We start from the raw sequence: 24,048 nt of genomic DNA, 5'->3' as shown, positions 1-24,048 counted from the left end.
TCATGTTTTTTTGTATATCATGGCAATTTCTCATAAAAAAAGTGTAACTTTGCAGCCGAAATTTTGGAGAAGGAATATCAAGGATTATCATTTTCGAAGCATTTGTCTTAACTCCTTTAACTCCTTAACTCCTTTAACTCCTCATAAAACGATGAAAATAGGTAATATAGAATTTGGGCCTCAGCCCCTCTTCCTCGCTCCGATGGAAGACGTAACGGATATTGGCTTTCGCATGCTCTGCAAGCGATTCGGAGCAGCCATGGTTTATACTGAGTTCGTATCGGCAGAAGCCTTGGTGCGAAGCATCAAGAGCACAGTCAGCAAGCTTACGATAAGCGATGAGGAGCGCCCTGTGGGCATTCAGATTTACGGCAGAACCACCGAGGATATGGTGGAAGCTGCCAAGATTGTGGAACAGGCGAAGCCGGATGTGATTGATATTAACTTCGGCTGCCCGGTGAAGAAGGTTGCCGGAAAGGGTGCGGGAGCCGGAATGCTCCGGAATATTCCGCTGATGCTGGATATTACAAGAGAAGTGGTGAAGGCGGTAAACGTGCCCGTAACCGTGAAAACCCGATTGGGTTGGGATTGCGAGAACCTCATCATCACCGAGCTTGCCGAGCAGTTGCAGGATTGCGGAATCCAGGCGCTCACCATCCACGGCAGAACCCGAAGCCAGATGTACACGGGTGAAGCCGACTGGAGCCTCATCGGCGAGGTGAAGAACAACCCCCGCATCCATATTCCTATCATCGGCAATGGCGATATTACGACCCCGGAGGAAGCCAAGCTTGCTTTTGAGCGTTACGGCGTAGATGCAGTGATGATTGGCAGAGCCACTTTTGGAAGACCATGGATTTTCAAGGAAATACGTGATTATCTGGATAATACGGGTGCAGCCCCACTCACCGTAGATGAGAAGATTGACCTTCTGGAGGAGCAGCTTCGCATCAACGTGGAGCGCATCGACGAGTACAGAGGCATTCTCCACACCCGTCGCCACCTTGCCGCCTCCCCTATCTTCAAAGGCATTCCTGATTTCCGCCAGACGAGAATCGCCATGCTGAGAGCCACTACCGTGGAGGAACTGAAAGAAATATTGAAAGAATGCCGGGAGAGAATCAAGGCGATAGAATAAGCATAAAGGGAGACTCCAAGCTTCAACGTTGGAATCTCCCTTTTAATATTGTTTGTTTAGCACTATACATTGTAAAGACTTAGCCCCTACAGCTGTTATTCGCAAGGTCTGATATAAAAATGAACATTTGAAGGTTCAGGAAGGCCTATTTGATTAGGATACTCTTTCCATTCGATTTTTTCCACCATAAAACTAACTATCGAACCTTTTTTAAGAGAGTGAGGCCATGCATTCTCGTCAAACCAGCATGAAGACATTGACAAGACAAGAGTTTCCCAGTCATTAAATTTATCAAGACTAAAACCATTCTCTATTCGAAAATACACCTTAGCTTCATCAATAGATCTTACCTCTGCAACCACTTTTTCTTGTGTTTGCCAAACATAGCTTTTATCTATAACCTCAGCTAATTCATCTTCGTCCTTATGGCATCCAGTTAATGCAAATATGCCAAAGACAACCATTATTATGAATAATATTTTCTTATACATAGCTTTTATTTTTAACCAACATTCTAAAATTAACTGCCAACCTGTAACAAAGTTAACAGGTTAACAGTTAACAGCTGTTTTTTCTATACTTCCCCCTTTAAAACAGGGGGCTTTACTTCTTCAATATAGAAGCACCTTCGAGCAGGGCGAGCGCCTTGTTCTCGTTCTCCTCCATGATTTCGCGCTCACCCGGACCTTTGTCGTTAATTCCGCAGAGGTGCAGGATGCCGTGGATGATGACACGGTGAAGCTCATCATCGTAGGTCTTGCCAAACTGCTCGGCATTGGTGCGCACGGTATCGAGCGAAATCACGATATCGCCGTTAATCACATCATCCTCATCATAATCGAAGGTGATGACATCGGTATAGTAATCATGACCCAGATACTCGTTGTTCACTTCGAGAATCTTCTCGTCATCTACAAACATATAGCCTATCTCTCCCACCTTGCGGCCATGAGAGGCAGCCACCTTGCGAATCCAGGCACTGGTATCGCGCTTCTTGATCTTCGGCATTTTCACGCCATCTACATTGTATGTTATCATACGCTTCTTCCTCCTGTTTTTATTTTATTTTTGGTAAAAATTCATCTACTTCTCTTCCGAAGAACCTCAGTTCCCTGACCAGCGTTGAGCTGATGCTACTGTATCTTGGGTCAGAAAACAGCAGGATGGTTTCTACGCCGCCCAACTGCCTGTTGATATCCGCCTGCTCTCGCTCGTACTCGAAATCCTTGGCTGAGCGGACGCCGCGAACCAGGAACCTGGCTCCCAGGCGATGCGCCAGGTCGATGGTGAGGTCATCATAGGCAACCACCTCCAGGCGATAACCCTTGGATGCATCCTCCGCATCTACCAGCTCAGCACATTCCTTCGGGAAAACCTTTCTGATATCTTCTACACGCTTCGAGATTTCCTCGCTGGCGTGCTTCAGCTTGCTCATCGCCACTGCAATCACGAGCTTGTCGAACATGGGCAAGGCACGCTCGGCGATGTTCTGATGTCCTATCGTAAATGGGTCGAATGTACCCGTAAATATCCCTATTCTCATCAATCTCTAATCATTAATCACTAATAACTAATCACTAATAACTACTCATTATTCAAACAGGTCGCCCTGCATGATGTTGCTGCCATACGGATTCCTGCCCAGATGCTCATAGGCAAGCTTGGTGGCCATTCTGCCTCGTGGCGTGCGCTTGATGAAGCCTTCCATGATGAGGAATGGCTCGTAAACCTCCTCTACGGTGCCGCCATCTTCGCCGATAGCCGTGGCAATGGTGCTTACGCCCACCGGACCTCCACGGAACTTGTCGATGATGGTGGTGAGAATCTTGTTGTCTATCTCGTCCAAGCCATACTGGTCGATATTCAGCGCCTTGAGCGCCACCTGGGCTATCTCGAAGGTGATGGTTCCGTTGCCCTTCACCTGGGCGAAATCCCTGACTCTTCTGAGCAGCGAGTTGGCAATACGAGGGGTTCCACGCGAGCGGCGGGAGATTTCTACTGCCGCCTCATCTTCTATAGGCACCTGCAGGAGCATGGCACTTCGCTTGATAATCTTCTGAAGCGTCTCAGGGTCGTAGTATTCCAGATGCAGATTGATTCCGAAACGGGCACGGAGCGGAGCCGTGAGAAGACCGCTGCGAGTGGTGGCTCCCACGAGGGTAAACGGATTCAGATCTATCTGGATGCTGCGTGCCGAAGGACCCTTGTCTATCATGATGTCGATGCGGTAATCCTCCATCGCCGAATAGAGATACTCCTCTACCACTGGCGAGAGGCGGTGAATCTCGTCGATGAAAAGCACGTCGTTAGGCTCCAGGGAGGTAAGGATACCTGCCAGGTCGCCCGGCTTATCGAGCACAGGGCCTGATGTAATCTTGAAGCCCACGCCCAGTTCGTTGGCGATGATGTTACTCAATGTGGTCTTACCCAATCCCGGAGGACCGTGCAAGAGGGTATGGTCGAGCGGTTCGCCACGATACTTGGCAGCCTCTACGAAGACTTCGAGATTATCCACCACGCCATTCTGTCCGCTGAAGTCGGAGAACTTCAGTGGGCGCAGTGCTTTCTCGAATTCCTTTTCGGCAGGCGAAACCGTCTGTTGTCTTATATCAAAATCTTCGTTCATTCTATGACTATTATCGATAATATGGTGCAAAGTTACACATTTGTTGCGGAATTAAAGAAGAAAAGCCTAATTATTTTGCTTGTATTTTTGCTTGTGATTTTGCACAATCCAAAAAGATTCGTGCAGAATTGCAAGCGTTATCTATTAAAAATGTTATAATTTATCATTTTCTTGGCAAATAATTTGTTTATTCGATAGAAAAGATGTACTTTTGTACTCGATATTGAAAGAGAGGAAAGGAAAGAGAGGAAAGAAAGAGAGACAATAAATAACAATAAATAAGAGAGGAACAGAAAGAAACAGAGAGAAATATTGAGAATAGAAAAAAATATAGAGAAATATCAGGATTTTTTAAAAGAATAGAATTATGCTTAGATTTTTTCAAGGGCTCAGCCGTTGGCTGGCCAATTACACATCTATTTTTGTAATAGGTGTAGCAGTATTTACATTCTTCTTCCCACATACCTTCGACTGGGTGCGCGGAACTACCCAAACCGTGATTCTCGGTATCATCATGCTCACCATGGGCTTGACCCTGACCACCAACGACTTCAAGATTCTGGCTCAGCGCCCGCTGGATGTGTTCATCGGTGCCTGCGCCCAGTTCATCATCATGCCGGGCGTGGCTTATACCCTGGTGCATGTGTGGCATCTTGACCCAGCCCTGTCGCTCGGCATCCTGCTGGTGGGTTGCTGCCCCGGCGGCGTATCGAGCAACATCATGAGTTATCTGTGTCATGGTGACGTGGCTTTTTCTGTGGGAATGACCTGTGCCTCTACGATTCTTGCGCCAGTGATGACTCCGCTGCTGATGAAGATTACGGCAGGCGAGATTATCCATGTAGATGCTGTGGGAATGTTCATCAATATTCTGATAGTCACGATTATTCCTGTGGCCATCGGCTGCGCCTTGAATTATATCTATGGCAAGAAGGATTGCTTCCCTACCATCCAGAGTCTGATGCCGGGCATCAGCGTAACGTGTCTGGCGATCATCGTAGGAGGCGTGATTTCTACGGTTCACGATGATTTGGTGGCTCGTGGCTTATCGCTTTTCCTCTGGACTTTTGCCGTGGTTTTCTGCCACAACACCCTGGGTTATCTTCTGGGCTGGCTTGCCGGAAAGCTGGCGGGCTTCAATACTGCCAAGAAGCGTACCATCAGTATTGAGGTGGGAATGCAGAATGCCGGTCTTGCCACGGTTCTTGCTGGCAATTTCTTTGCCGCCCAGCCTCTCGCCGTTTTGCCTTGCGCCATCAGTTGTGCCTGGCACAGTATTTCGGGCACCATCCTTGCAGGAATCTATCTGAAATGGGATCGCATGCATGAGAAGAAGTAAATGAATCCGGAAAGGATTCATGACTTCTTACAGAAGCAAATATTGAGCAGCACGCCCTGAAAGGGCAAAAGCTCCTAGCCCAGGACACCGCCCTGGGTAAACATACAACCAACAAAACGCCCTGTAAGGGCAAAAGCTTCGTATCAGAAAGCTTTTGCCCTTACAGGGCGTATTGGATTGAGTTCCCCTACTTCCCTGTAGTCAGCAGCTTCACGGCACGCTGAACTATCTCGTTGGTCTCGTTCCAAACCTGGAAGTACTGGCTCATATCCCAAATATCTCTTGCCACAAGTGCCTTCAGCTGCACGGCCAGATATTTCTTCGTCTGGGCAAGTTCAGCCTCATCCTTCGGCTCTATCTTCTCCTTCTTGCCCTCGGCGATAATCGCTTCGATGAGCGAAGAAGGAACCTCGTAAGTTGCCAGGAACTTATTGAAATCCTTATACTGATTCTTCAAATCCTTGCGGTGTGCATCGATGAACTTCAGGCTCTGGTTGATGACGATGCTCTTGGCTGCCAACTGGCGATGCATCTTGGTGTATTTCGTTGTGTCCAACGGCACGAAGTAATCGGGCATGATTCCGCCGCCACCATAAACCACACGATGCTTGCGCAATGTGTAATACTTCAGGCTGTCAGAAAGATGGATGCTGTCCTGATTGGTGAACTCGCCGTGCTTGTATCGCTTGTCGAGATCCATCGCATAATCCAGTCTATCACCTTTCTTATATGGCTTCTGGATGCATCTGCCGCTAGGCGTATAATAATGGGCGATGGTGAGGCGAATCTCGCTGCCATCATCGAAGGTGAGCGGACGCTGCACCAATCCCTTGCCGAAGGTTCTGCGACCTACCACTACGCCACGGTCCTGATCCTGGATAGCTCCGGAAACAATCTCGGCGGCAGAAGCGGTAAACTCGTTGGTGAGCACCACCACCTTGCCCTTGCGCCATCTGCCGTTAGCCTGCGCCTTGTACTCCTGGCGTGGAGCCGCACGACCGCTGGTATAAACGATGAGATCTCCCTTTTCCAGGAACTCGTTGGCTATCTGAGCCGCCGTCTGAAGATAGCCGCCGCCATTATCCTCCAGGTCGAAAATCAGGTCTTTCATACCCTTCTTCTTCAGCGAATCCATCGCCATGGTCACCTCCTTATGGCTGGTCAAGCCGAAGCTTCCCAATCGGATGTAGCCGATGCCCGGGCGAATCATGTAAGCCGCATCCATCGTGGTTACAGGAATCTTGTCGCGCTTCACCTTGAAGGTGAGCTTATCCTTGATGCCACGGCGCACGATGGTAAGATTCACTGTGGTTCCCTTAGGACCGCGGAGGCGCTTCATGATTTCCTCCTTGCTCATCTTCACGCCCGAAATGGCAGTATCGTTTACGGCAACAATGCGGTCGCCGGCAATGATGCCCACCTTCTCGGAAGGACCGTTGGTAACCGGCTGGATAACGAGCAGGGAGTCATCTACCATATTAAACTGAACGCCGATGCCGTCGAAACTTCCGTTCAGCGGTTCGTTCATCGCCTTGGTTTCCTTGGCTGTGGTGTAGGAAGAATGAGGGTCGAGCTTTTCGAGCATGCCTCTGATGGCATCCTCCACGAGCTTGTTCTCATCCACACTATCCACATAGAGGTTGGTGATGGCGATTTCCGCCCTGCCCAACTTCTCTATCGGGCTGTTCTTGCCCATCTTGATACGCAGCTGGGCACTGGCAGAAGTTACTGCCAGGAACGCCAGGAGCGCTATAAATAGATATTTCTTCATTTACTTTGAACTTATTGTTTAGAAAAGAGAGAATCCTTCAAGAGTTAACAGGTAACAGTTAAAGGTTAACAGTTAACAGCGCTTTTTTCAATGGTTACCCCTTGAAAGCACTTGAATTCTTCACTCTTCGTTCTTCACTCTTCACTTAATCCAGCGGTGCTGAGTCTTCCTCTGGAATATCCTCTTCAATCACCAGGTTGTCGATGATGAAATTCTGACGTTCCATCGTATTCTTACCCATGTAGTACTCCAGGAGCTTCTGCACCTGGTCGGTCTTGTGCAGCGTTACCTGCTCCAATCGCATATCCGGACCTATGAAGTGGGCAAACTCTTCTGGCGAAATCTCTCCCAAGCCCTTGAATCGAGTGATTTCCGGGTCAGGACCCAGCGCCTTGATGGCCTGCTGGCGCTCCTCATCGCTGTAGCAGTAATACGTAATGAAGTCGCCCTTCTTCTCCTTAGGTCCCAGTTTGGCATCAGCATCAGCCACCGCCTGCTTGTTCTTGATTTTGGTTCGCTTGTTGCGCACTCGGAACAATGGAGTCTGAAGCACATACACGTGGCCCTTCTTGATGAGGTCGGGGAAGAACTGCAGGAAGAAGGTGATGATGAGCAGGCGGATGTGCATTCCATCTACATCGGCATCGGTAGCCACAATCACCTTATTATATCTCAATCCGTCCAATCCGTCCTCGATATCCAGGGCTGCCTGCAGCAGGTTGAACTCCTCGTTCTCGTAAACCACCTTCTTGGTCAGGCCATAGCAGTTTAACGGCTTGCCTCGCAGCGAGAACACCGCCTGAGTATTCACGTCACGGCTCTTGGTGATGCTTCCGCTGGCAGAATCACCCTCGGTGATGAAGATGGAACTTGCCTCCTTCAGCTCGTTCTTGGCATCGCTGAAGTGGATGCGGCAATCGCGCAGCTTGCGGTTGTGGAGGTTCGCCTTCTTGGCACGCTCACGAGCCAGTTTGGTAACGCCCGCCATCGCCTTGCGCTCACGCTCGCTCTCCTTGATTTTATTCTCCAGAATCTCAGCCACGTCCTTGTGGATATGCAGATAGTTATCCACCTCCTTCTTCAGGAAATCGCCCACATACTTGTTAATGGTTTCGCCGCCATTCGGAGTCATCGTGGTGCTACCCAACTTAATCTTCGTCTGACTCTCGAACACCGGTTCCTCTACGTTCAGGGCGATGGCAGCCACCAGTCCGTTACGGATATCGCCATACTCATACTTGCCAAAGAACTCCTTGATGGTCTTGGCTATATGCTCCTTGAAGGCACTCTGATGGGTTCCGCCCTGGGTGGTGTGCTGGCCGTTCACGAAAGAATAGTATTCCTCGCCATACTGGTTGGTATGGGTAAAGGCTATCTCGATGTCTTCGCCCTTCATGTGGATAATCTCATAGAGGCCCTCGTTGGTCATATTATCCGTAAGGAGATCCTTCAAACCGTGACGGCTGAGGATGCGGCGGCCATTGTGCATGATGGTAAGACCGGTGTTCAGATAAGTATAGTTGCGGAGCATGGTTTCCACAATGTCGTCGTGGAAGGAATAATTCTTGAAGAGGGTGTTATCAGGCTCAAAATAGATGAAAGTACCATTCTCATCTTCAGTATCCTCGGTAACATCGCTCTGCAGAATACCTTTCTCAAACTTCAGATGGCGCACCTTTCCCTCACGGAACGACTTCACCTCAAAATGAGAGCTGAGGGCGTTCACCGCCTTCACGCCCACTCCGTTCAAGCCCACACTCTTCTTGAACGCCTTGCTATCATACTTACCTCCGGTGTTCAGCACGCTCACCGCCTCGACAAGCTTTCCCTGCGGAATGCCTCGGCCATAGTCGCGCACGCTGACACGCAGATGGTCTTCGATGTCGATTTCGATGCGGGTACCGGCGTTCATCTTGAATTCGTCGATGGAGTTATCCACCACCTCCTTCAGGAGCACATAAATACCATCCTCCGGCAAGTTACCATCGCCCAAACGACCGATGTACATACCCGGACGGGTTCGCACATGCTCCATATCGCTCAGATGTCGGATGTTGTCGTCGGTATAAGCCACCGGCTGCTGCTCCTGCTGTTGCTGCTCCTGCGGGGCATTCAATTCGTTATTATCTTCTGACATAGAATCCTCCTAGTTATAAAATTTAGGAGGAGTTAAGGAGCTATGATTCAAAACCATCTGTCTTAACTCCCTAACTCCTTGACTCCTTGTTTGTTTAATTATCTTATTGATTACTATTCAATAATCTTCTTGATTACTATTTGATAATCTTCTTGTAGCATTTTCTGCGCTTGTGCATCACTGGGGTCAAAGCTCCCCACTGTCCCTGCACGCCGGCATTGGTTTCCAGCTCTACCTGGGTTTCCCCCCATTCAATGCCGTACTTCTGGTACCAAGGAATCAGGTCGGCAAAGAGAAGCGCATTGGCACCCTTGGCACGATATTCTGGGAGAATACCGATAAGGAGGAGGTCAACGATGTTAGTCTTGTGCTGCTTGATGGCTCTCAACACGTGGAACCAGCCGAAAGGCAGCAATCTGCCACGGCGGCACTTTCTCAGGGCATGAGCCAACGACGGCATGGTGATTCCCACACCGATGAGCTTATGCTCTCCGTCCGTCCAATCCTCGATGCAGGTGATGAGGTTGAAGTCGAGGAAACCGAGATACGACTTGATAAGCTGGTCTATCTGCTTCTGCGAGAGTTCGGAATATCCATAGAGATCCTTGTAGGTATCGTTGATGAGATCAAAGATTTTCTGACCCATTCCGCCCTGGAAGATATCCTTCTTGGTAAGCTTGCGCACATGCAGATTGTAACGTTTCTCTATCATCATCGCAATCTTGGCGTACTTCTCAGGCACCTCATCCGGCACCATGATCTTAAACTCCACGTATTTGTTATCCACCTCAAAACCCTCCAGGGCCTCGATGTGCTCCGGATAGTAAGCGTAATTATAGATGGTAGGCATGGTGCCGAGCTGGTCGAATCCCCAGACGAGCATTCCCTCAGGGTCCATATCGGTAAATCCAAGCGGACCTACCACATCCTCCATGCCTTTCTCGCGGCCATATTTCTCAACGGCATCCAGAAGAGCCTTCGAAACCTCACGGTCGTCGATGAAGTCAATCCATCCGAAGCGGACGGATTTCTTTCCCCACTTGTTGTTTGCCTTATGGTTGATGATAGCAGCAACGCGACCTGCCAGCTTTCCATCCTTATAGGCAAGATAATACTCTGCCTCGCAGAACTCGAACGCAGCGTTCTTATCCTTGCTCAGGGTATTCATTTCGTCGCTGAAAAGATTAGGCACATCGTATTCGTTGCCTTCGTAGAGGTCGTAGTGGAAGTCGATGAACGTCTTCAAATCCTTCTTGCTTTCGACCTTTTTAATTTCAATTAATGACATGATTTCAAACTAGTTTGCAATATTATAGGATGCAAAAATAGCAATATTTCGCCAAACGACCAAATATTGCTATCTTTATTTTCAGTTTTTTAGATATTTAGCACATTGAAAGACAAAGGTGTACCTCCTAATTTTGTGTGAGAAGCTCCAAGATACACCTTTACAGTCATATAGTTTTTTTGCTTTCTTACTAGAAGAATACCACTCTTTTCGTAATCTTTTTCATATTTTGTTAAATTGAAAATTTTATATTATGCAATATTAAAATGCAAATAACTATAATTGTTATTATTACAAATGGTAGGGCAAAAAGTAAAGCGGGGATAAAATCCCATGCCACGATGTACCAATATGAGTTCATTGGAGCCATAATGGAAATGCCTCCAAGACACATGCATGTAAATGTGTTTACAGGCTCTTTTTCCGGATGAATCCTTTGCCCACAATGAGTACAGCTTACATAATAAGATGTACCATGCCAAAAGTATTTGCTTACAATACTAAATGGTATTTGACCTCCACATGTAGGACATTTCGCTTGACAAATCTTTCTGTACCAATTCTTAAAATCCATATTCTTCATTTTTTTAGTTTTTGATTCTGGGTGCAAAATTACTGTTTTTTTTCAATAGAAATGTTTGGTGATTGTTAGATTTATGTTAGATTTTAAATAATATGGATGAAAAATGTGGCATTTAAATATAAAATGTGTAATTTTGCACTTAGAAATATCTAAAAGAAATGAAACAGAAGAATAATAAATATGTAATAATAGCTATCGTTGGATTATCCGCAGCGTTTATGATGCAAATGCTGTGGATAGTTGGTGGCTTCCAGTATACTATATCTAAAATAAAATCAGATGTGAATGAAAAACTGGAGCAGGCGTTATTCACCGAGGCTGAACAGAGGGCTTGTTTGTATCTGAAAAGTATATCTGTATCTCCTTCTAATTCCGATAAGCCAGATATTACATATTTTGAAACAGAGCTCAATAAGGAAACAAAATCTAATATATCTTTACCTAAACTGAAAGCTATTTTAGATAAAAGTTTACCATCTGATTACTCCATTATATTATATAATAATGGTAAGGAGCATTATTATGGTGGTGATAATAGAGCTATTCAACTATCTGTAAAGTCTGCTGTTTTCTATACAAGAACGGACCAATCGCAAGCTATTCAGATTGAGTTAACCAATCCTTATTCTATTTTTTTTGAGGAATTAGGTCTTTTGGCACTTGCTTCTTTCCTGATGCTAACCATAACTTTACTATGTATATTCAAGCAAGTTGGTATTATCCGCTGGCAGCAAAATAATGCAAAGATGAAGAAGATAATGACCTATTCCATGATTCATGACATCAAGACTCCGCTCTCTACGATTCGTTTGGGATTGGGGGCTTTGGATCATGAGCGGATAGCCAATGACTCTGAGAAAAGAACCAAGTATCTACAAGTAATCAGCACGGAGACACAACATGCTTATAGCTTGATAAATAGGATATTAACCATATCCAAGTCGCAGGCTGGAAAACTGGAGCTCAAGAAAGTACAGGTAGACATGACAAGCATGCTCTCAAAAATGGAAGAAAACTTCAGGGTGAACAGATTGAAGAATGTATCCTTTGAGAATCATATTAATTGTCAATATGCTTTTGCCGACGAGGAGTATCTTAAGGAAATATTCTATAACTTGATAGACAACTCTATCAAGTATTCTGATGGGGATGTCACGATTCGTATTTCTACAGATAAGGTAGACAAGGGCGTATCCATCCGAGTAAGGGATAATGGCATCGGAATCAGCAAAGCTGACCAAAAGGTGATTTTCGATAAGTATGAGCGTGCGTCAGCCGCCAAGCGCACCTTCAAGAAAAATGGTGCGCCTGGTTTCGGACTGGGATTAACCTATGTATTCCAAGTGATAGATGCTCATGAAGGCATGATAGGAGTAGAGAGTGAACTGGGCAGATATACCGAATTCTCTATATTCCTACCCGACCAGAAGACGGATAGTCTCGATGCTAACGAGCGGGTCTGATTTCAAGACCTTTCTGAGTTTTGTGATAATAGCTGATGTTGCCTTCTTAACATAACGATAACATTCCTTAATTGCTGCTAGTTGCAATTTTCTTGTTCAGATTGGAAGGGTCATAAAATTGAAGCTTCTTCATCTCTACTTGTATTGTTGGTGATAGAGACGGCAATCTATTTTCTGAAATAAAGCCTTCTATTGATTGAGCTGCTTCCTGGGGTTGTAGTTTTTTGCCTGCCTCTTTCTTCTTATCATCTACATATTCTTGTTCTGTAATAAATAGTTCTGTTACAACATGAATGAGCTGTTTACGAGAATCCTTCTTGTGCCAATAGTTGTAGCTTTGATCCGTTTTCTGACTGAGCAAATTCTTGAAAGAATAGTAATTCTCATCGCTTAATCTATAAGCTTCCATGAAATAATCACTTTTCATTTCTTGCGTAAAGCCAAAAATGTTATGCGTTAGCTTGTCGTATGTTGGTATCATATTCATTTCTATCATACAGCTTTTGTTGATAGAATCAGTTGTCACTCTACCTAGTATTTGGCTTGTCTTTTTGATATAGCCAACATTAGCCGAATCTTGAATAGCATACTTCTTACGGCATTCCTCTATGAATGTCTTTCCTTCTGGCCAAGGTCGAAATGTAGCTTGGTCGCTAAGCATAAAGGCTCTTTTCTTATCCTTGCTGATAAGCTCTTCATTTCTAAGATGTCTGCTACTATACATTCTTATATCTACTTTTTCATTCTTTAGGTTGATATAGTATTCCACAATGCCATCCACATAATATTTGAGTACAGAGTCATTGTGCTGATAGCTACGATAATATCCTTTAAGTCTCACAAACTTGGGACGCTGGCTACTAATCGTAACATCCTGAAGTTTTATTTGCCCTAATGCTTGGAGGGGTAAAAAGAGTAATAAAAAATACAAATATTTCATATTTATGAAGTTTAATTATAGTATAGGATGGGAATCAGAGCCTAGAACTTTTATGTTTATTTTAGCAATTTCCCATAAATGTTTCGATACTCTTCTTCTGTTAATTGTTTCATTGTTTTTACGTTTTATGTAAATCTGGGTGCAAAAGTACTGGTTTTTCTGTAATAGAAATGTTAGGCAATTGTTAGATTTATGTTAGATTTTTATTAATATGGCTAAAAATGTGGTGTTTTAAGATAAAATGTGTAATTTTGCAGGCATGAAAACAAAGAATTATATATATATTTCTATAATAGGTGTCTTATTCATAATAGTTTTGCAAACTATATGGATGTGTAAGACATATCTATATGCCGAAGCACGAGTAAGTGAGAAAATAGATGAAATTTTAGTGAAGTCTATGTTTCAAGAGGTATATAGTAGGTTTAAGTATGTACCTACAGGAACACAGATAGCAGGTGCTCCTGATACTTCTTACCCTAAGTTTCATGGCATAGAATATGTAGAAGAAGGTGTATTTAAGGCTTCACACAAAGGTGTTGACTTTTCTTTTTTAAGCAAATGCATTAGTGACAATTTAAAGATAGAAGGTTGGAACTATAGTTTTGCAATATATCAGATTTGTGGTAATAAGTTAAAACTTTTGAAAGAAACAGAAAAGAAGCCTTATGTTGTATATAACAAAATTTCATCACATGATGTACCTATTAGAATTGATGGCTCTAGGAGAATACAAATCACATTGTTTAATCCAACTGATTTATTGTTTGAACAATTAGGTTTAGTTTTAATAAGTAGTCTTTTGGCTGGTATTTTGATTTCATTGTGCATTGCAAAATTGCTTGGAGTTATCCGCTGGCAGCAGAATAATGCCAAGATGAAGAAGATAATGACCTATTCCATGATTCATGACATTAAGACTCCGCTCTCTACGATTCGTTTGGGATTGGGGGCCTTGGATCATGAGAAGATAGTTAACGACCCAGAGAAAAGAACCAAGTATCTGCAAGTAATCAGCACGGAGACACAGCATGCTTATAGCTTGATAAATAGGATATTAACCATATCCAAGTCGCAGGCTGGAAAACTGGAGCTCAAGAAAGTACAGGTAAACATGACAAGTATGCTCTCAAAAATGGAAGAAAACTTCAAGGTGAACAGATTGAAGAATGTATCCTTTGAGAATTATATTAATTGTCAATATGCTTTTGCCGACGAGGAGTATCTTAAGGAAATATTCTATAACTTGATAGACAACTCTATCAAGTATTCTGACGGGGATGTCACGATTCGTATTTCTACAGATAAGGTAGATAAGGGCGTATCCATCCGAGTAAAGGATAATGGCATCGGAATCAGCAAGGCTGACCAAAAGGTGATTTTCGATAAGTATGAGCGTGCGTCTGCAGCCAAGCGCACCTTCAAGAAAAAAGGTGCGCCTGGTTTCGGACTGGGATTGACCTATGTGTTCCAAGTGATAGATGCTCATGAAGGCATGATAGGAATAGAGAGTGAACTGGGCAAATATACCGAATTCTCTATATTCCTACCCGACCAGAAGACGAGTTCTGGAGGAGGCGATGAAGAGCTAGCAACTCTCTGCCAGCTTGAAACCGATGCCTCGGATAGTCTCGATGCTGACGAGAGGGTCTGATTTCAAGACCTTTCTGAGTTTTGTGATAACAGTATCAAGACAGCGGGAAATGAAAAAGTCTTTCTCCGCAGTATTCCAGATACGCTCTTGTATGGCTTCACGTTTCACTATCTCATTCTTGTTTTTGGCAAGAATTTCCAGTATCTTGGCATCTCTGGCTGTCAAGGTATAGCTGATGTTGCCTTCTTCATCCTTGATGCAGGCATGTTCTGGGTCCAATATATGCTTTCCAATCTTGATGCAAGAAGACACATTTCTGCTCTTCTGCCCATTCTTCAGGCGAAGAAGGCTCTGGATATGCGCATCAAGTTCTTCGGGAACAAAGGGCTTTTTGATGTAATTGTTAGCACCTGCAGCATATCCCTCCTCTAGTTTTTTAGGAGAAGTGAGATTGGTGGTGAAGAGAATGAGCGTATCGCCATCCGTCTCTCTGATGTGTTTTACCATCTCTATGCCGTTCATAATAGGCATGTCTATATCCGAGATGATAACATCTGGCTTGAATTCCTCCCAAGCCTTGATACCATCTTTTCCATTGCTGGCTGTCATTACCTCATAACCTCCAACTATATCTTCCAACGTGCTTTTTTCAATAAAAGCTAGGTTCGTATCATCTTCAACTAATAGCAACTTTATCATGTCATTAATGTTTATCTATTTTTTGTTTGCAAAGATACATCTTTTTCTGAAAATATTGCGATTATCTTCTCTTATTAACATAACGATAACATTCCTTAATTGCTGCTAGTTGCAATATCTTCCAAGAACATCAAAAAGGTTACTTCACCAGATGCTTCTTAATCCACTCCATCTGCTTGCGATTGGTGTCGGTGGTTGTCCAATGCTCGTTGATTGGTGTAAGCAACGATTCCTTCTCGCATTTCAGGGTATTCCACACAGCGTAGCTGGTGGTTGGAGGGCAGGTTACATCGTTATAACCCCAAGTAAGATAAGTGGGAGCCTTCACGTAACGGGCAAAGTTCACCACATCATAATAAGCCATCGTGTTGAGACAGTCCTTGTTCTTCAATATCTCATGATATTTATTGAAGTGAGGATATCCGCCCGTTCTTCCCTTCTCTGCATAACCAGCCATATCGCTGAGCGCAGGATGATTAGCCACACACTGGGTTACTCTGCTATCCAAGCCTGCTGCGACAATCGCCAAGGCTCCCCCCTGACTGCCGCCCTGCACAGCTACATTCTTTCCATCCCATTCGGGAAGAGAGGTCAGGAAGTCGATGCAGCGCACTAATCCCTGATAAACATGCTTCATATAATAGCGGTTCTTATCTTCCAATCCATTGGCAAGATAACCGCCGTTTGCATCATTGAATCCCTTACTTATCTCCTGGAAGGTTTCGGCAGAAAGACGTGGGTCGAGGCCATGGATTTCTATCTCGAAGCGGATAAATCCGTTCTCAGCATAATACTTATTGCGCAGGGGTTCCTTGATGGTCTTGATGCCGGCTCCCGGAGGGGTGAGAACCACGGGATGGCTGCCCCGGCTGGCATTCTTGGGATAGAAGAGATAGCCATACATCGCATGTCCCATCTTATCTATCTGAAGTTTTACGAGATAGCAATCTATCTTATCTGTACAATATTCCTTGGCGAGTTCCTTGGTGTAACTCAAGGGAACATTCTTCAGTTCATCCTTCGCCTTCTGCCAGAATGCATCAAAATCCTTAGGTTCCTGGGTATAAGGCTGAATCTTATCCACCGAGAACCCCACTTTTACATGATGCTGATAGGTTTTGCCATCGAGCTTATAGAATAATCTCAAATCTCGGAAGCCCGGAGTCTTTCGGGTACCGATGTTCAGGATGGCGCGCCCGTTCTTCAGCTTAAAGCTTCCCTGCTTGTCAGCCTTCAGCATGTCATCGCCAATTTCATAGTTCACCTCGCCGTCACGGGGTATTCCATACATGTAGAAGCTTACTTCCACCATGGCCTGCTCTCCTGTGCGATAGAGCCAGTCGGCATGGTCGGGCACGGTAAGCCAAAGATAATCACTGCGATAGGGATAGTTCTCCGCCTTCACACTTAACACACTCGTCATGTTCATCGCCAGGAAGAACAGGAGCGACAGATAGATAGTTTTTAATTTGTTCATTGCTGTATAGTTTGCTTTATTTTTTATAATTGATGGTATGTTTTATTTGCCTTTTCTCGCGGACTTTGAATTCGACTTGGCAGGCTTAGACTTCGATTTATCAGATTCCGATTTCGACTTGCCGGACTTGGACTTGGCAGGCTTCAAACCACATTCTTTAAAGAACAAAGCATCAGCATCACGCTCATCGTCCTCCTCCTCATCATCCAGCCAATCCCCATCATCCGACCAATTATCAAAACCAAACAAATCATCATTAAAATCATTGGCTTCGCCTTCCGCAAACTCATTCAAAACTTCCTTAAACTCAGCAAACATAATGATTCTATCAGTTGTTCCCTTGGTAAGCAACTTGGTTACACCCTTGATGCCATCCTCGATTTCCACTGGCGGCACACGATAATTCTTGTAGATGTTCTTGATCATAGGCAGCAATTCCACCGCCTTGATTTGAGCAAGAGATTTCACTATCCAATCCATTGCCATGGCTGGCATTGTGAAATCGATACATGATTTCAGCACATCTGTAACCCATGTCAGAACCTGCAGGCGACAGGAAGGATTCTCCACAGCCATCTGTACCACGGCATTGAAAACCGTAGGATAAACTTCAGGCATAAATCCATCCGTATTCATCATTTCCTTCAGTTCCTCAAGATGCCCCACGCCTACGTGAGCCAATATCAGAGTGGTGACTTCTTCGTACCCACTGTAATAGAACTCATAGAAACTTTGATTTTGCTTCAAGGTTTCGAGGATTACGTCGAAAAGACCTGTTAGCTTGAAATCATCAACAAGCTGGAAACCTGCTATAATAGGCAAGCCACTGGTCTCCACGTCTTCATCGAAATCATGAGTCAATCCATCGGCAAGAATGAACATAAAGAAATTGCGCATTGCATCTTCCTGTTCCTGCTGCGAGAGGGAAACCATCGCCTTATGAACCACTTCATACGCCGCAAGAATTTCGCTTGGCATGAAGGCTTTTAATAAGTGCTGAAGATATTCTGCCAAAGGCTTTACTTGCTGGGTATAGTCAGGGCGCTGATAAGTATAAACCGACTCCTGCATCTCACCCAGACTTCTACCCGACGATGCAAAATTTTCGAGATCAGCCATCAGCATCATCTTCTCTTCGGGCGACATTCCGTTCAGCATTTCGGTTAGTGCATCCAAAACAGGATTGCCGCTACTTTTTCCTTTTTTCTTTTTTGCCATTATTTTTTTGTTTTTTATTTTATGAGTTCATTTTGATTTTTAATAACTCGGCATTATACCATGCCTTGGCTCTTGCATCAAACTCCTTGCGAGCCGCACTGCCAGGCTCACCATATTTCTCTCGAAGATGATCTTCGAAAGTACGTAGTTTAGCTAATTTTTCTTCGTTAAACTTAACCATAAGCCCTTTCGTTTATTTCTGTATTCCATGCTGCAAAAATAAGAAAAATATTAGTTACTTCCAAATATTCTGGAAGGAATTTGTTACTTTCTTGCTCTTTTAGTATAATAATATGTGTTGATGCAGGCAAGCGACTTCTCAAAAAAGAGAAAAGTGGTTATTTCCACAAAGGAAACAACCACTTATTCTTATATTATTCTTGTTCTTATACTCTAACTTCTACTTCACCATTTCTTTTCTCACGCTTCCATCGCTATACTTCACGATGTTCAAGCCCTTGGTTGGAGCTGTCAAGCGCTGGCCATTGGCAGAATAGCGAGAGATTTCCTTGGCATCAGAAGTCATAACCGTATCAGTAATACCTGCATCAACTTCTGCAACTACAATATGCTTGGTTATCTGCGGAGAAGTCTCCCAATGTTCATCTCCATACTGGAATGTTGTTATGTCAGTTTCTCCTACAGCTTTGCAATAAAGATAAAACTTACCATCTTCCTTTTTTACGTCAACCACCTTATTATCATAGTTCACATACCACATTTCCCTACCTGTATTTACACTCGCTGTCAACTCAACCTTATCACCTACATGGAGATTGGACAAGTCTTGTTCCCAAGTAACTTCCTGTTTACCAGGTTTCACTTCATAATGATAGGTTATTTCGACAGTAAATTCCTTCTCGCCCTTGAATGTACCGACAAGGCGTACTGAATCTTCACCAACTTCACCGTTTAAGACATAATCCTTTGTCAAAGAAACCAATTCATAGCCAGGGATATTGCTCGTAAATGTTACTGTAGGAACCTTTCCTGTATAATAAATAGTTTCTTTGTCAGCTTTTATCATTGATAGCAGTTGTCCTCGATTTGTTCCCCAACCTTGTTTTCTGTAACTTTTTGTATTAGGAACATAAAACATACAATCCTTTCCTACTTCAAAAGAACCTTTTGGAGCATTCGTCGCTACACAAATTACTTGCTTCAAAGGAGAAGAGCCAACCCAAATACCAATATCAGTAACATTAGCAGGTATAAACAAAGACTGAAGACCAGTCTCATAGAAAGCACATTTTCCTGCAGTTTCCAACGATTCAGGCAAATCCAAAGCTTTCAAATTTGAACATCCTCTAAATGCCGCTTCACCAATTCGCTTGACGGACTTTCCAAATTTTACGTTTTCCAATGTCTTTACACCAAAGAACAACATTCCTGGCACATATTCCACTTTATCGCCAAATATGACATTTTCAACAGGTGCTTGACAACTTTCATACTGATGATACAAATCTTCCTTTACTTCCTTATGATTAATTGCATTCCATTCTAAAGTCTTCAATTTCGAACAACCCGTGAACAGATAATCAAAGTTCATACTTTGTAATCCTTCACCAACAACAACCTTTTCCAGATTGTCACAATAACTAATGGCTATGCGACCAATTGTTTTCACGCTATTAGGAATAACAAATTGCTTTATTCCATCACATTCGCCAAAAGCACTTTCACCAATACTCTCAACCGACTCCGGCAACTTGATTTCCGCTAATCCTGTACATTGATAAAGGAAATAATTAGGAATAACCCGCACTTTATCACCAATTGAAATCTTATAAAGTGACTTAGAGAATCTGCACCTATCATTATTGACTGAATCCGCATTCCAAACTACTTCGCCTAGAGAAGAACAACCATCAAATACATTCTCGCCTATACGGTCCATGCTATGAGGAATCGTTACTTTTACAAGTAGCTTATTATTTTGAAAAGCGGAAGCAGTAATACTTTTTGTTCCTTCAGGGAATTCAAACGAAATAGGTTCAGCAGTTTGCGTATCTTGACTATACTGATAGGCTGCATGGTCAAGATATATCATTTTATCTAATTCCTGAGCTCCTAACCAAGAGGTTCCCCTAAAAGCATTTGCACCAACATACTCTATTGTACCAGAAGTTTTTACTGTCGCAAGACTTCCACGACCTGCAAAAATATAAGCAGGAACGGATTTCACCTTATCACCAAAATATACTTCTCTAATAGGGCAATAGCCAAACACTTCATAGTTAGAATAACTTACAACATCTGCATCACAATCAATAGCATTCCAATTGATTTTCTCTATTTTGGTATTAGTAAAAGAATTCGCTGCCAAAAACTTCATGTTTGTAGGAACGGTAAGTTCTGTAATACCAGAACAACCACAAAAAGTAGCACCATAATCGCTATAATTTGTCCATGCATCACCAATCTGCTCCATAGACTCCGGCAATTCAAGTTTCTTCAATCCTGTACAACCAAAGAACACTCTATTACCTAAACGCTTCACACCTTCCCCAAAAGCAACATCCTCCAGATTGTCATATTCGTAAAAGGCATAGTTACCAACAAACGCAACGCCTCCTTCTATTACAACTCTTTTGATTTTACTCTTCCAAGGATTCCATGAAGGCAACGTTGCATTAGTATTGGTTGGATTAGTAAAATTATTCATTTCGCCTTCTCCACCAATCGTGAGCACACCTTGGTCATCTAAACTCCAATTCACCCCTGTTCCACACACACCTTGTGCCACATTATCTGCCAAGGATGGGATAACAGCCAGAAATAAGGCAACGACTATCAGTTGCAATCTTGCGTTAAAATTTCCCATATTAATTGTTTCTTAGAAAATTTGACTTTGCCACGAATCCTCATTTGGCGATAAAACACACAATTAGCTGACGGCAAAATAAAAAGCGTAGGATTCTACCTGTTACCCATCAAGAACAAGCGTCAAGTAAACGCCTTTATATTATGTCGCGATACCAAGCCCCACCCGCTATCCTTCTCAGCACAAAAACCTCTTAAAAAAAGACTCTCCATGCATCGATACGGCGTGAGCGAGAGTGGTATCGCTTGCAAAGGTAATGAAAAAAATCGATTACTTGTATCTTTTTCATGGATTATTTTTAGCAGTTAGGATAAAAAACTGATGTTTGGGCACACAAAGAAGACTTATTGCGCCCAAACACACCATTCTCTTCGTTTTTAAACTTGAATTCCAAATTGACTTTTCAAAATACTTCGTTGATTTTTGCAACAAGTTCCTCTGGCTTGAAGTCTTCCATCTTAGAAAAGGCAAACTGATGCAAGAACATGATTCAAAACCACAGAATCCAATTATCACCAACGTACTCTATAAGAGCAAGATATTGGAGAGTTGGGGACGTAGAATAGGTACAATGGTCGATGAATGCAAACGTGTAGGCTTGCCTGCTCCAGAATTCAATACTGATGGTAATTTTGTGTGGGTCGTGTTTAAGTATAATAGGAGCAGTGTGGTAAACACCCAACAAGCTACAAAATTTGTTCAGGAGCTGATTTCTGTTGTTAATACCAATGAATATTCAGTAAAAGAAATCATGTCACTCTTGAATTTGAAGGATAGGGTTAATTTCTTGAGGATTTATCTTAATCCAGCTTTGGAGGATGGATTCATTTCTATGAAATATCCTGAGCAGCCAAAGAGTCCAAAGCAAAAATATTTGCTTACAGAAAAAGGCAAGGTATTATTGAAATAGAGAAAGAACAAAGGCTGTGGTGATTTGTTCTACTGCCTTTGTCATTTCTATTTCTGTATCAAGTGCTTCAAATTCTCAAATACGGATATGTGCCTCTATTCTCTTTCCTGTGAAATGGAATATGGGTCTGGTTTCAAGGTTTCCCTTAGTATGTTAAAGAAAATGCGTATCTTCTATGAGGAATGGCAATGCCTTTCAATTGGTTCGCCATTGGCGAACCAATTACAACAGCTTGAAAATAAGACAGAAGAAGGTGTTGAAATAGGAGAAAAAAGTGCAGAGAGACTGTTTCTAGAAGATTCTCACTAGGCTCAGCAGAGCTGCTGAGCCTAGTCAGCAGGTCTGCCCACTGTAGTCAGCAAGTCTGCTGAGCCTAGTGACAACACCCTTTAATCGTACAACTATATACTCTTTAGTTGTACGACTATAAACCCTTTGGTCGTACGACTATAAACCCTTTAATCGTACAACTACGCACCATTTAGTTGTACAGCTTGATTTTCCTCGCCCCCATAACTACAAAAATTTGATGTCGCAAATTGCGACATCAAATTTTCAAACTCTTCCTTTGTCAATAGAAAAAGCGAAAATATAGGCTTCGTTGCCCTACAACAAAGGAGTCATATACAATGGTAAATAGACGATTCCATCTTCTATCTTCAAATCCTTATCGTGAAGGACATAAGGAGTAGCCAACTGTTTGCCATATTTATTGATACACTTGGTAAGAGAGGTAAGCGTGTACTTCTTCCCCGACTTTACTTCTATCGGAGAGATATTATGACGGCTTGTAACCGTAGGCTTAGAAATCAGAAAATCTATCTCCATACGGTCTTCTACTTCCTTGGCAGAAGGCTTACTGAAGAAATAGAGTTTGTGACCAGCAGCCCTCAACATCTGGGCCACAATATTCTCTACCAACATACCTTCATTCACCTCTAGCTTATCAAACATCAATTTCTGATATAGCTCAGTCGTAACAATACCCCTCTCATCAAACGCATGACTTATCAACAACCCAGTATCACCCATATAACACTTCAAAGTTGTTCTCTCTTCATTGAGTTTAAGTCCAATGCTAGGCTCCGTAGAATTATAGCAGCAGTTGATGATTTTAGCATCCGAAAGCCAAAAGAATGCCTCAGAATAATCTCGCATACGGGCCTCCAACTGCAAATCTGCTAGCTTAAACTTTTTCTCATGCTTCTGCAACTGGCCTGGAATCTCATCAAAGATAGCTGCAACTTTTGTCTCCTGATTATCGGCATACTTCCGAATATCATTACGATAAAGCCCCAATATGTCTCGCTTTCTCTCATCTACCTGATCGAAATCACCTGTTTCCACGTAGGTTTGTACAGCCTGTGGCATTCCGCCCACAATCATATATTTACGGAAATAATCCAGTGCCCGACGATGAAAGCCCCCCATAGGTTGCTGCTTAGCAAACTGATTTTGAATATACGGCATCATCATCTCATCGCCCATAGCCCATAAGAATTCCTCAAAATCCATCGGAAACATTTCGATGGCATGTTCCTCGGAAGGCAACATGATGTCTTTCACGTTTTTCTTGATGGAAATAAGCGACCCTGTCTCTATGTAGTCATAGCGACGATCTGCCACAAGATGCTTGATGGCAGCTCTGGCTCTTGGGCAAAACTGTATCTCATCAAAAATTACGAGCGAATGCGCTTCCTCATCTGCATTTTTTCGAGGTGTCAGCTTTTTCTTGCCATACAACTCCAAACTGGCTAGAAGCATATCTATATCATCCATATATAGTTCAAAGAACTCTATAACCTTAGGATTCACCCTGCTAAAATCCACAAGAAGATAAGAGTCATATTCGGTTTGAGCAAACTTCTCAACAATATAACTCTTTCCGATACGTCGTGCGCCCTCTATCAAGAGAGCCACGTTACCTCGCCTATTTTGCTTCCAATCAAGCAGTTGCTGATAAATTTTCCTTTTCATACCATTACAATTTACACATTTTCGAGATTTTCAAAACTGCATTTTTACACATTTTCGAGGT

20 protein-coding genes are annotated in these 24,048 nt (G+C 43.3%); 6 read left to right on the top strand and 14 right to left on the bottom strand.

Annotation, left to right across the window (positions count from 1 at the left end; genetic code table 11):
- Nucleotides 1-151: 151 nt before the first annotated feature.
- Nucleotides 152-1,138, top strand: coding sequence for a tRNA dihydrouridine synthase DusB (gene dusB, locus V8Z93_RS02845; protein WP_218420486.1), 987 nt, complete (start codon nucleotides 152-154; stop codon nucleotides 1,136-1,138).
- A gap of 95 nt (nucleotides 1,139-1,233) precedes the next feature.
- Here the strand turns inward: dusB and V8Z93_RS02840 are convergent, their stop codons facing one another.
- The 4 genes from V8Z93_RS02840 to ruvB form a co-directional block, all read right to left on the bottom strand.
- Nucleotides 1,234-1,629 (bottom strand): hypothetical protein, encoded by a 396-nt coding sequence (locus tag V8Z93_RS02840; protein WP_439432338.1) that lies wholly within the window; start codon nucleotides 1,627-1,629, stop codon nucleotides 1,234-1,236.
- 112 nt (nucleotides 1,630-1,741) lie between these two features.
- Complete coding sequence (ybeY, locus tag V8Z93_RS02835; protein WP_006848933.1) at nucleotides 1,742-2,176, bottom strand: rRNA maturation RNase YbeY; 435 nt, start codon at nucleotides 2,174-2,176, stop codon at nucleotides 1,742-1,744.
- A 19-nt stretch (nucleotides 2,177-2,195) separates the two neighbouring features.
- On the bottom strand, nucleotides 2,196-2,681 hold the full coding sequence (gene coaD / locus V8Z93_RS02830; RefSeq protein ID WP_203041688.1) for a pantetheine-phosphate adenylyltransferase: 486 nt from the start codon (nucleotides 2,679-2,681) through the stop codon (nucleotides 2,196-2,198).
- Nucleotides 2,682-2,729: 48 nt separating this feature from the next.
- The gene (ruvB, locus tag V8Z93_RS02825; protein WP_294715523.1) at nucleotides 2,730-3,764 is read right to left on the bottom strand and encodes a Holliday junction branch migration DNA helicase RuvB; all 1,035 of its coding nucleotides are present in this window, start codon (nucleotides 3,762-3,764) and stop codon (nucleotides 2,730-2,732) included.
- 367 nt (nucleotides 3,765-4,131) lie between these two features.
- Between ruvB and V8Z93_RS02820 the strand changes: the two genes are divergently transcribed.
- Nucleotides 4,132-5,103, top strand: coding sequence for a bile acid:sodium symporter family protein (locus V8Z93_RS02820; RefSeq protein ID WP_203041686.1), 972 nt, complete (start codon nucleotides 4,132-4,134; stop codon nucleotides 5,101-5,103).
- A gap of 187 nt (nucleotides 5,104-5,290) precedes the next feature.
- Here V8Z93_RS02820 and V8Z93_RS02815 read toward each other — a convergent pair whose 3' ends face one another.
- The 3 genes from V8Z93_RS02815 to V8Z93_RS02805 all read right to left on the bottom strand — a co-directional run bounded on the left by V8Z93_RS02815 (nucleotide 5,291) and on the right by V8Z93_RS02805 (nucleotide 10,299).
- Nucleotides 5,291-6,874: a S41 family peptidase gene (locus V8Z93_RS02815; protein WP_439432337.1), complete on the bottom strand. Its 1,584-nt coding sequence runs from the start codon at nucleotides 6,872-6,874 to the stop codon at nucleotides 5,291-5,293.
- 145 nt (nucleotides 6,875-7,019) lie between these two features.
- On the bottom strand, nucleotides 7,020-9,011 hold the full coding sequence (locus tag V8Z93_RS02810; protein WP_439432336.1) for a DNA topoisomerase IV subunit B: 1,992 nt from the start codon (nucleotides 9,009-9,011) through the stop codon (nucleotides 7,020-7,022).
- Between the two features lie 136 nt (nucleotides 9,012-9,147).
- On the bottom strand, nucleotides 9,148-10,299 hold the full coding sequence (locus tag V8Z93_RS02805) for an N-acetyltransferase (RefSeq protein ID WP_439432335.1): 1,152 nt from the start codon (nucleotides 10,297-10,299) through the stop codon (nucleotides 9,148-9,150).
- Between the two features lie 1,329 nt (nucleotides 10,300-11,628).
- Here V8Z93_RS02805 and V8Z93_RS02800 point away from each other — a divergent pair.
- Nucleotides 11,629-12,345, top strand: a complete 717-nt coding sequence (locus V8Z93_RS02800; protein WP_439432334.1) for a sensor histidine kinase — start codon at nucleotides 11,629-11,631, stop codon at nucleotides 12,343-12,345.
- 67 nt (nucleotides 12,346-12,412) lie between these two features.
- Here V8Z93_RS02800 and V8Z93_RS02795 read toward each other — a convergent pair whose 3' ends face one another.
- On the bottom strand, nucleotides 12,413-13,285 hold the full coding sequence (locus V8Z93_RS02795) for a hypothetical protein (RefSeq protein ID WP_439432333.1): 873 nt from the start codon (nucleotides 13,283-13,285) through the stop codon (nucleotides 12,413-12,415).
- An 877-nt stretch (nucleotides 13,286-14,162) separates the two neighbouring features.
- On the opposite strand from V8Z93_RS02795, the gene V8Z93_RS02790 reads away from it, so the two are divergent.
- Nucleotides 14,163-14,939, top strand: coding sequence for a sensor histidine kinase (locus tag V8Z93_RS02790; RefSeq protein WP_439432332.1), 777 nt, complete (start codon nucleotides 14,163-14,165; stop codon nucleotides 14,937-14,939).
- Here V8Z93_RS02790 and V8Z93_RS02785 read toward each other — a convergent pair.
- The 5 genes from V8Z93_RS02785 to V8Z93_RS02765 all read right to left on the bottom strand — a co-directional run bounded on the left by V8Z93_RS02785 (nucleotide 14,874) and on the right by V8Z93_RS02765 (nucleotide 21,100).
- On the bottom strand, nucleotides 14,874-15,578 hold the full coding sequence (locus V8Z93_RS02785) for a response regulator transcription factor (RefSeq protein ID WP_439432331.1): 705 nt from the start codon (nucleotides 15,576-15,578) through the stop codon (nucleotides 14,874-14,876). The genes V8Z93_RS02790 and V8Z93_RS02785 overlap by 66 nt on opposite strands.
- Before the next feature lie 139 nt (nucleotides 15,579-15,717).
- Nucleotides 15,718-17,055: an acetylxylan esterase gene (locus V8Z93_RS02780; protein WP_439432330.1), complete on the bottom strand. Its 1,338-nt coding sequence runs from the start codon at nucleotides 17,053-17,055 to the stop codon at nucleotides 15,718-15,720.
- Nucleotides 17,056-17,097: 42 nt separating this feature from the next.
- The gene (locus V8Z93_RS02775; protein WP_203051489.1) at nucleotides 17,098-18,273 is read right to left on the bottom strand and encodes a DUF1186 domain-containing protein; all 1,176 of its coding nucleotides are present in this window, start codon (nucleotides 18,271-18,273) and stop codon (nucleotides 17,098-17,100) included.
- Between the two features lie 19 nt (nucleotides 18,274-18,292).
- Nucleotides 18,293-18,454: a hypothetical protein gene (locus V8Z93_RS02770; protein WP_203051490.1), complete on the bottom strand. Its 162-nt coding sequence runs from the start codon at nucleotides 18,452-18,454 to the stop codon at nucleotides 18,293-18,295.
- Between the two features lie 219 nt (nucleotides 18,455-18,673).
- Nucleotides 18,674-21,100 (bottom strand): leucine-rich repeat domain-containing protein, encoded by a 2,427-nt coding sequence (locus V8Z93_RS02765; RefSeq protein WP_439432329.1) that lies wholly within the window; start codon nucleotides 21,098-21,100, stop codon nucleotides 18,674-18,676.
- A 325-nt stretch (nucleotides 21,101-21,425) separates the two neighbouring features.
- On the opposite strand from V8Z93_RS02765, the gene V8Z93_RS02760 reads away from it, so the two are divergent.
- Nucleotides 21,426-22,010: a Fic family protein gene (locus V8Z93_RS02760; protein WP_439432328.1), complete on the top strand. Its 585-nt coding sequence runs from the start codon at nucleotides 21,426-21,428 to the stop codon at nucleotides 22,008-22,010.
- 150 nt (nucleotides 22,011-22,160) lie between these two features.
- Nucleotides 22,161-22,319, top strand: coding sequence for a hypothetical protein (locus tag V8Z93_RS02755; RefSeq protein ID WP_439432327.1), 159 nt, complete (start codon nucleotides 22,161-22,163; stop codon nucleotides 22,317-22,319).
- A gap of 297 nt (nucleotides 22,320-22,616) precedes the next feature.
- Here the strand turns inward: V8Z93_RS02755 and V8Z93_RS02750 are convergent, their stop codons facing one another.
- Nucleotides 22,617-23,987, bottom strand: coding sequence for an ATP-binding protein (locus V8Z93_RS02750; protein WP_439432326.1), 1,371 nt, complete (start codon nucleotides 23,985-23,987; stop codon nucleotides 22,617-22,619).
- Nucleotides 23,988-24,048 lie beyond the last annotated feature (61 nt).

The sequence above is a fragment of the Segatella copri genome (assembly GCF_051861805.1).
GTDB classification, from domain to species: Bacteria; Bacteroidota; Bacteroidia; order Bacteroidales; family Bacteroidaceae; genus Prevotella; species Prevotella copri_M.
This window is presented reverse-complemented; position numbering and strand designations above follow the sequence as displayed.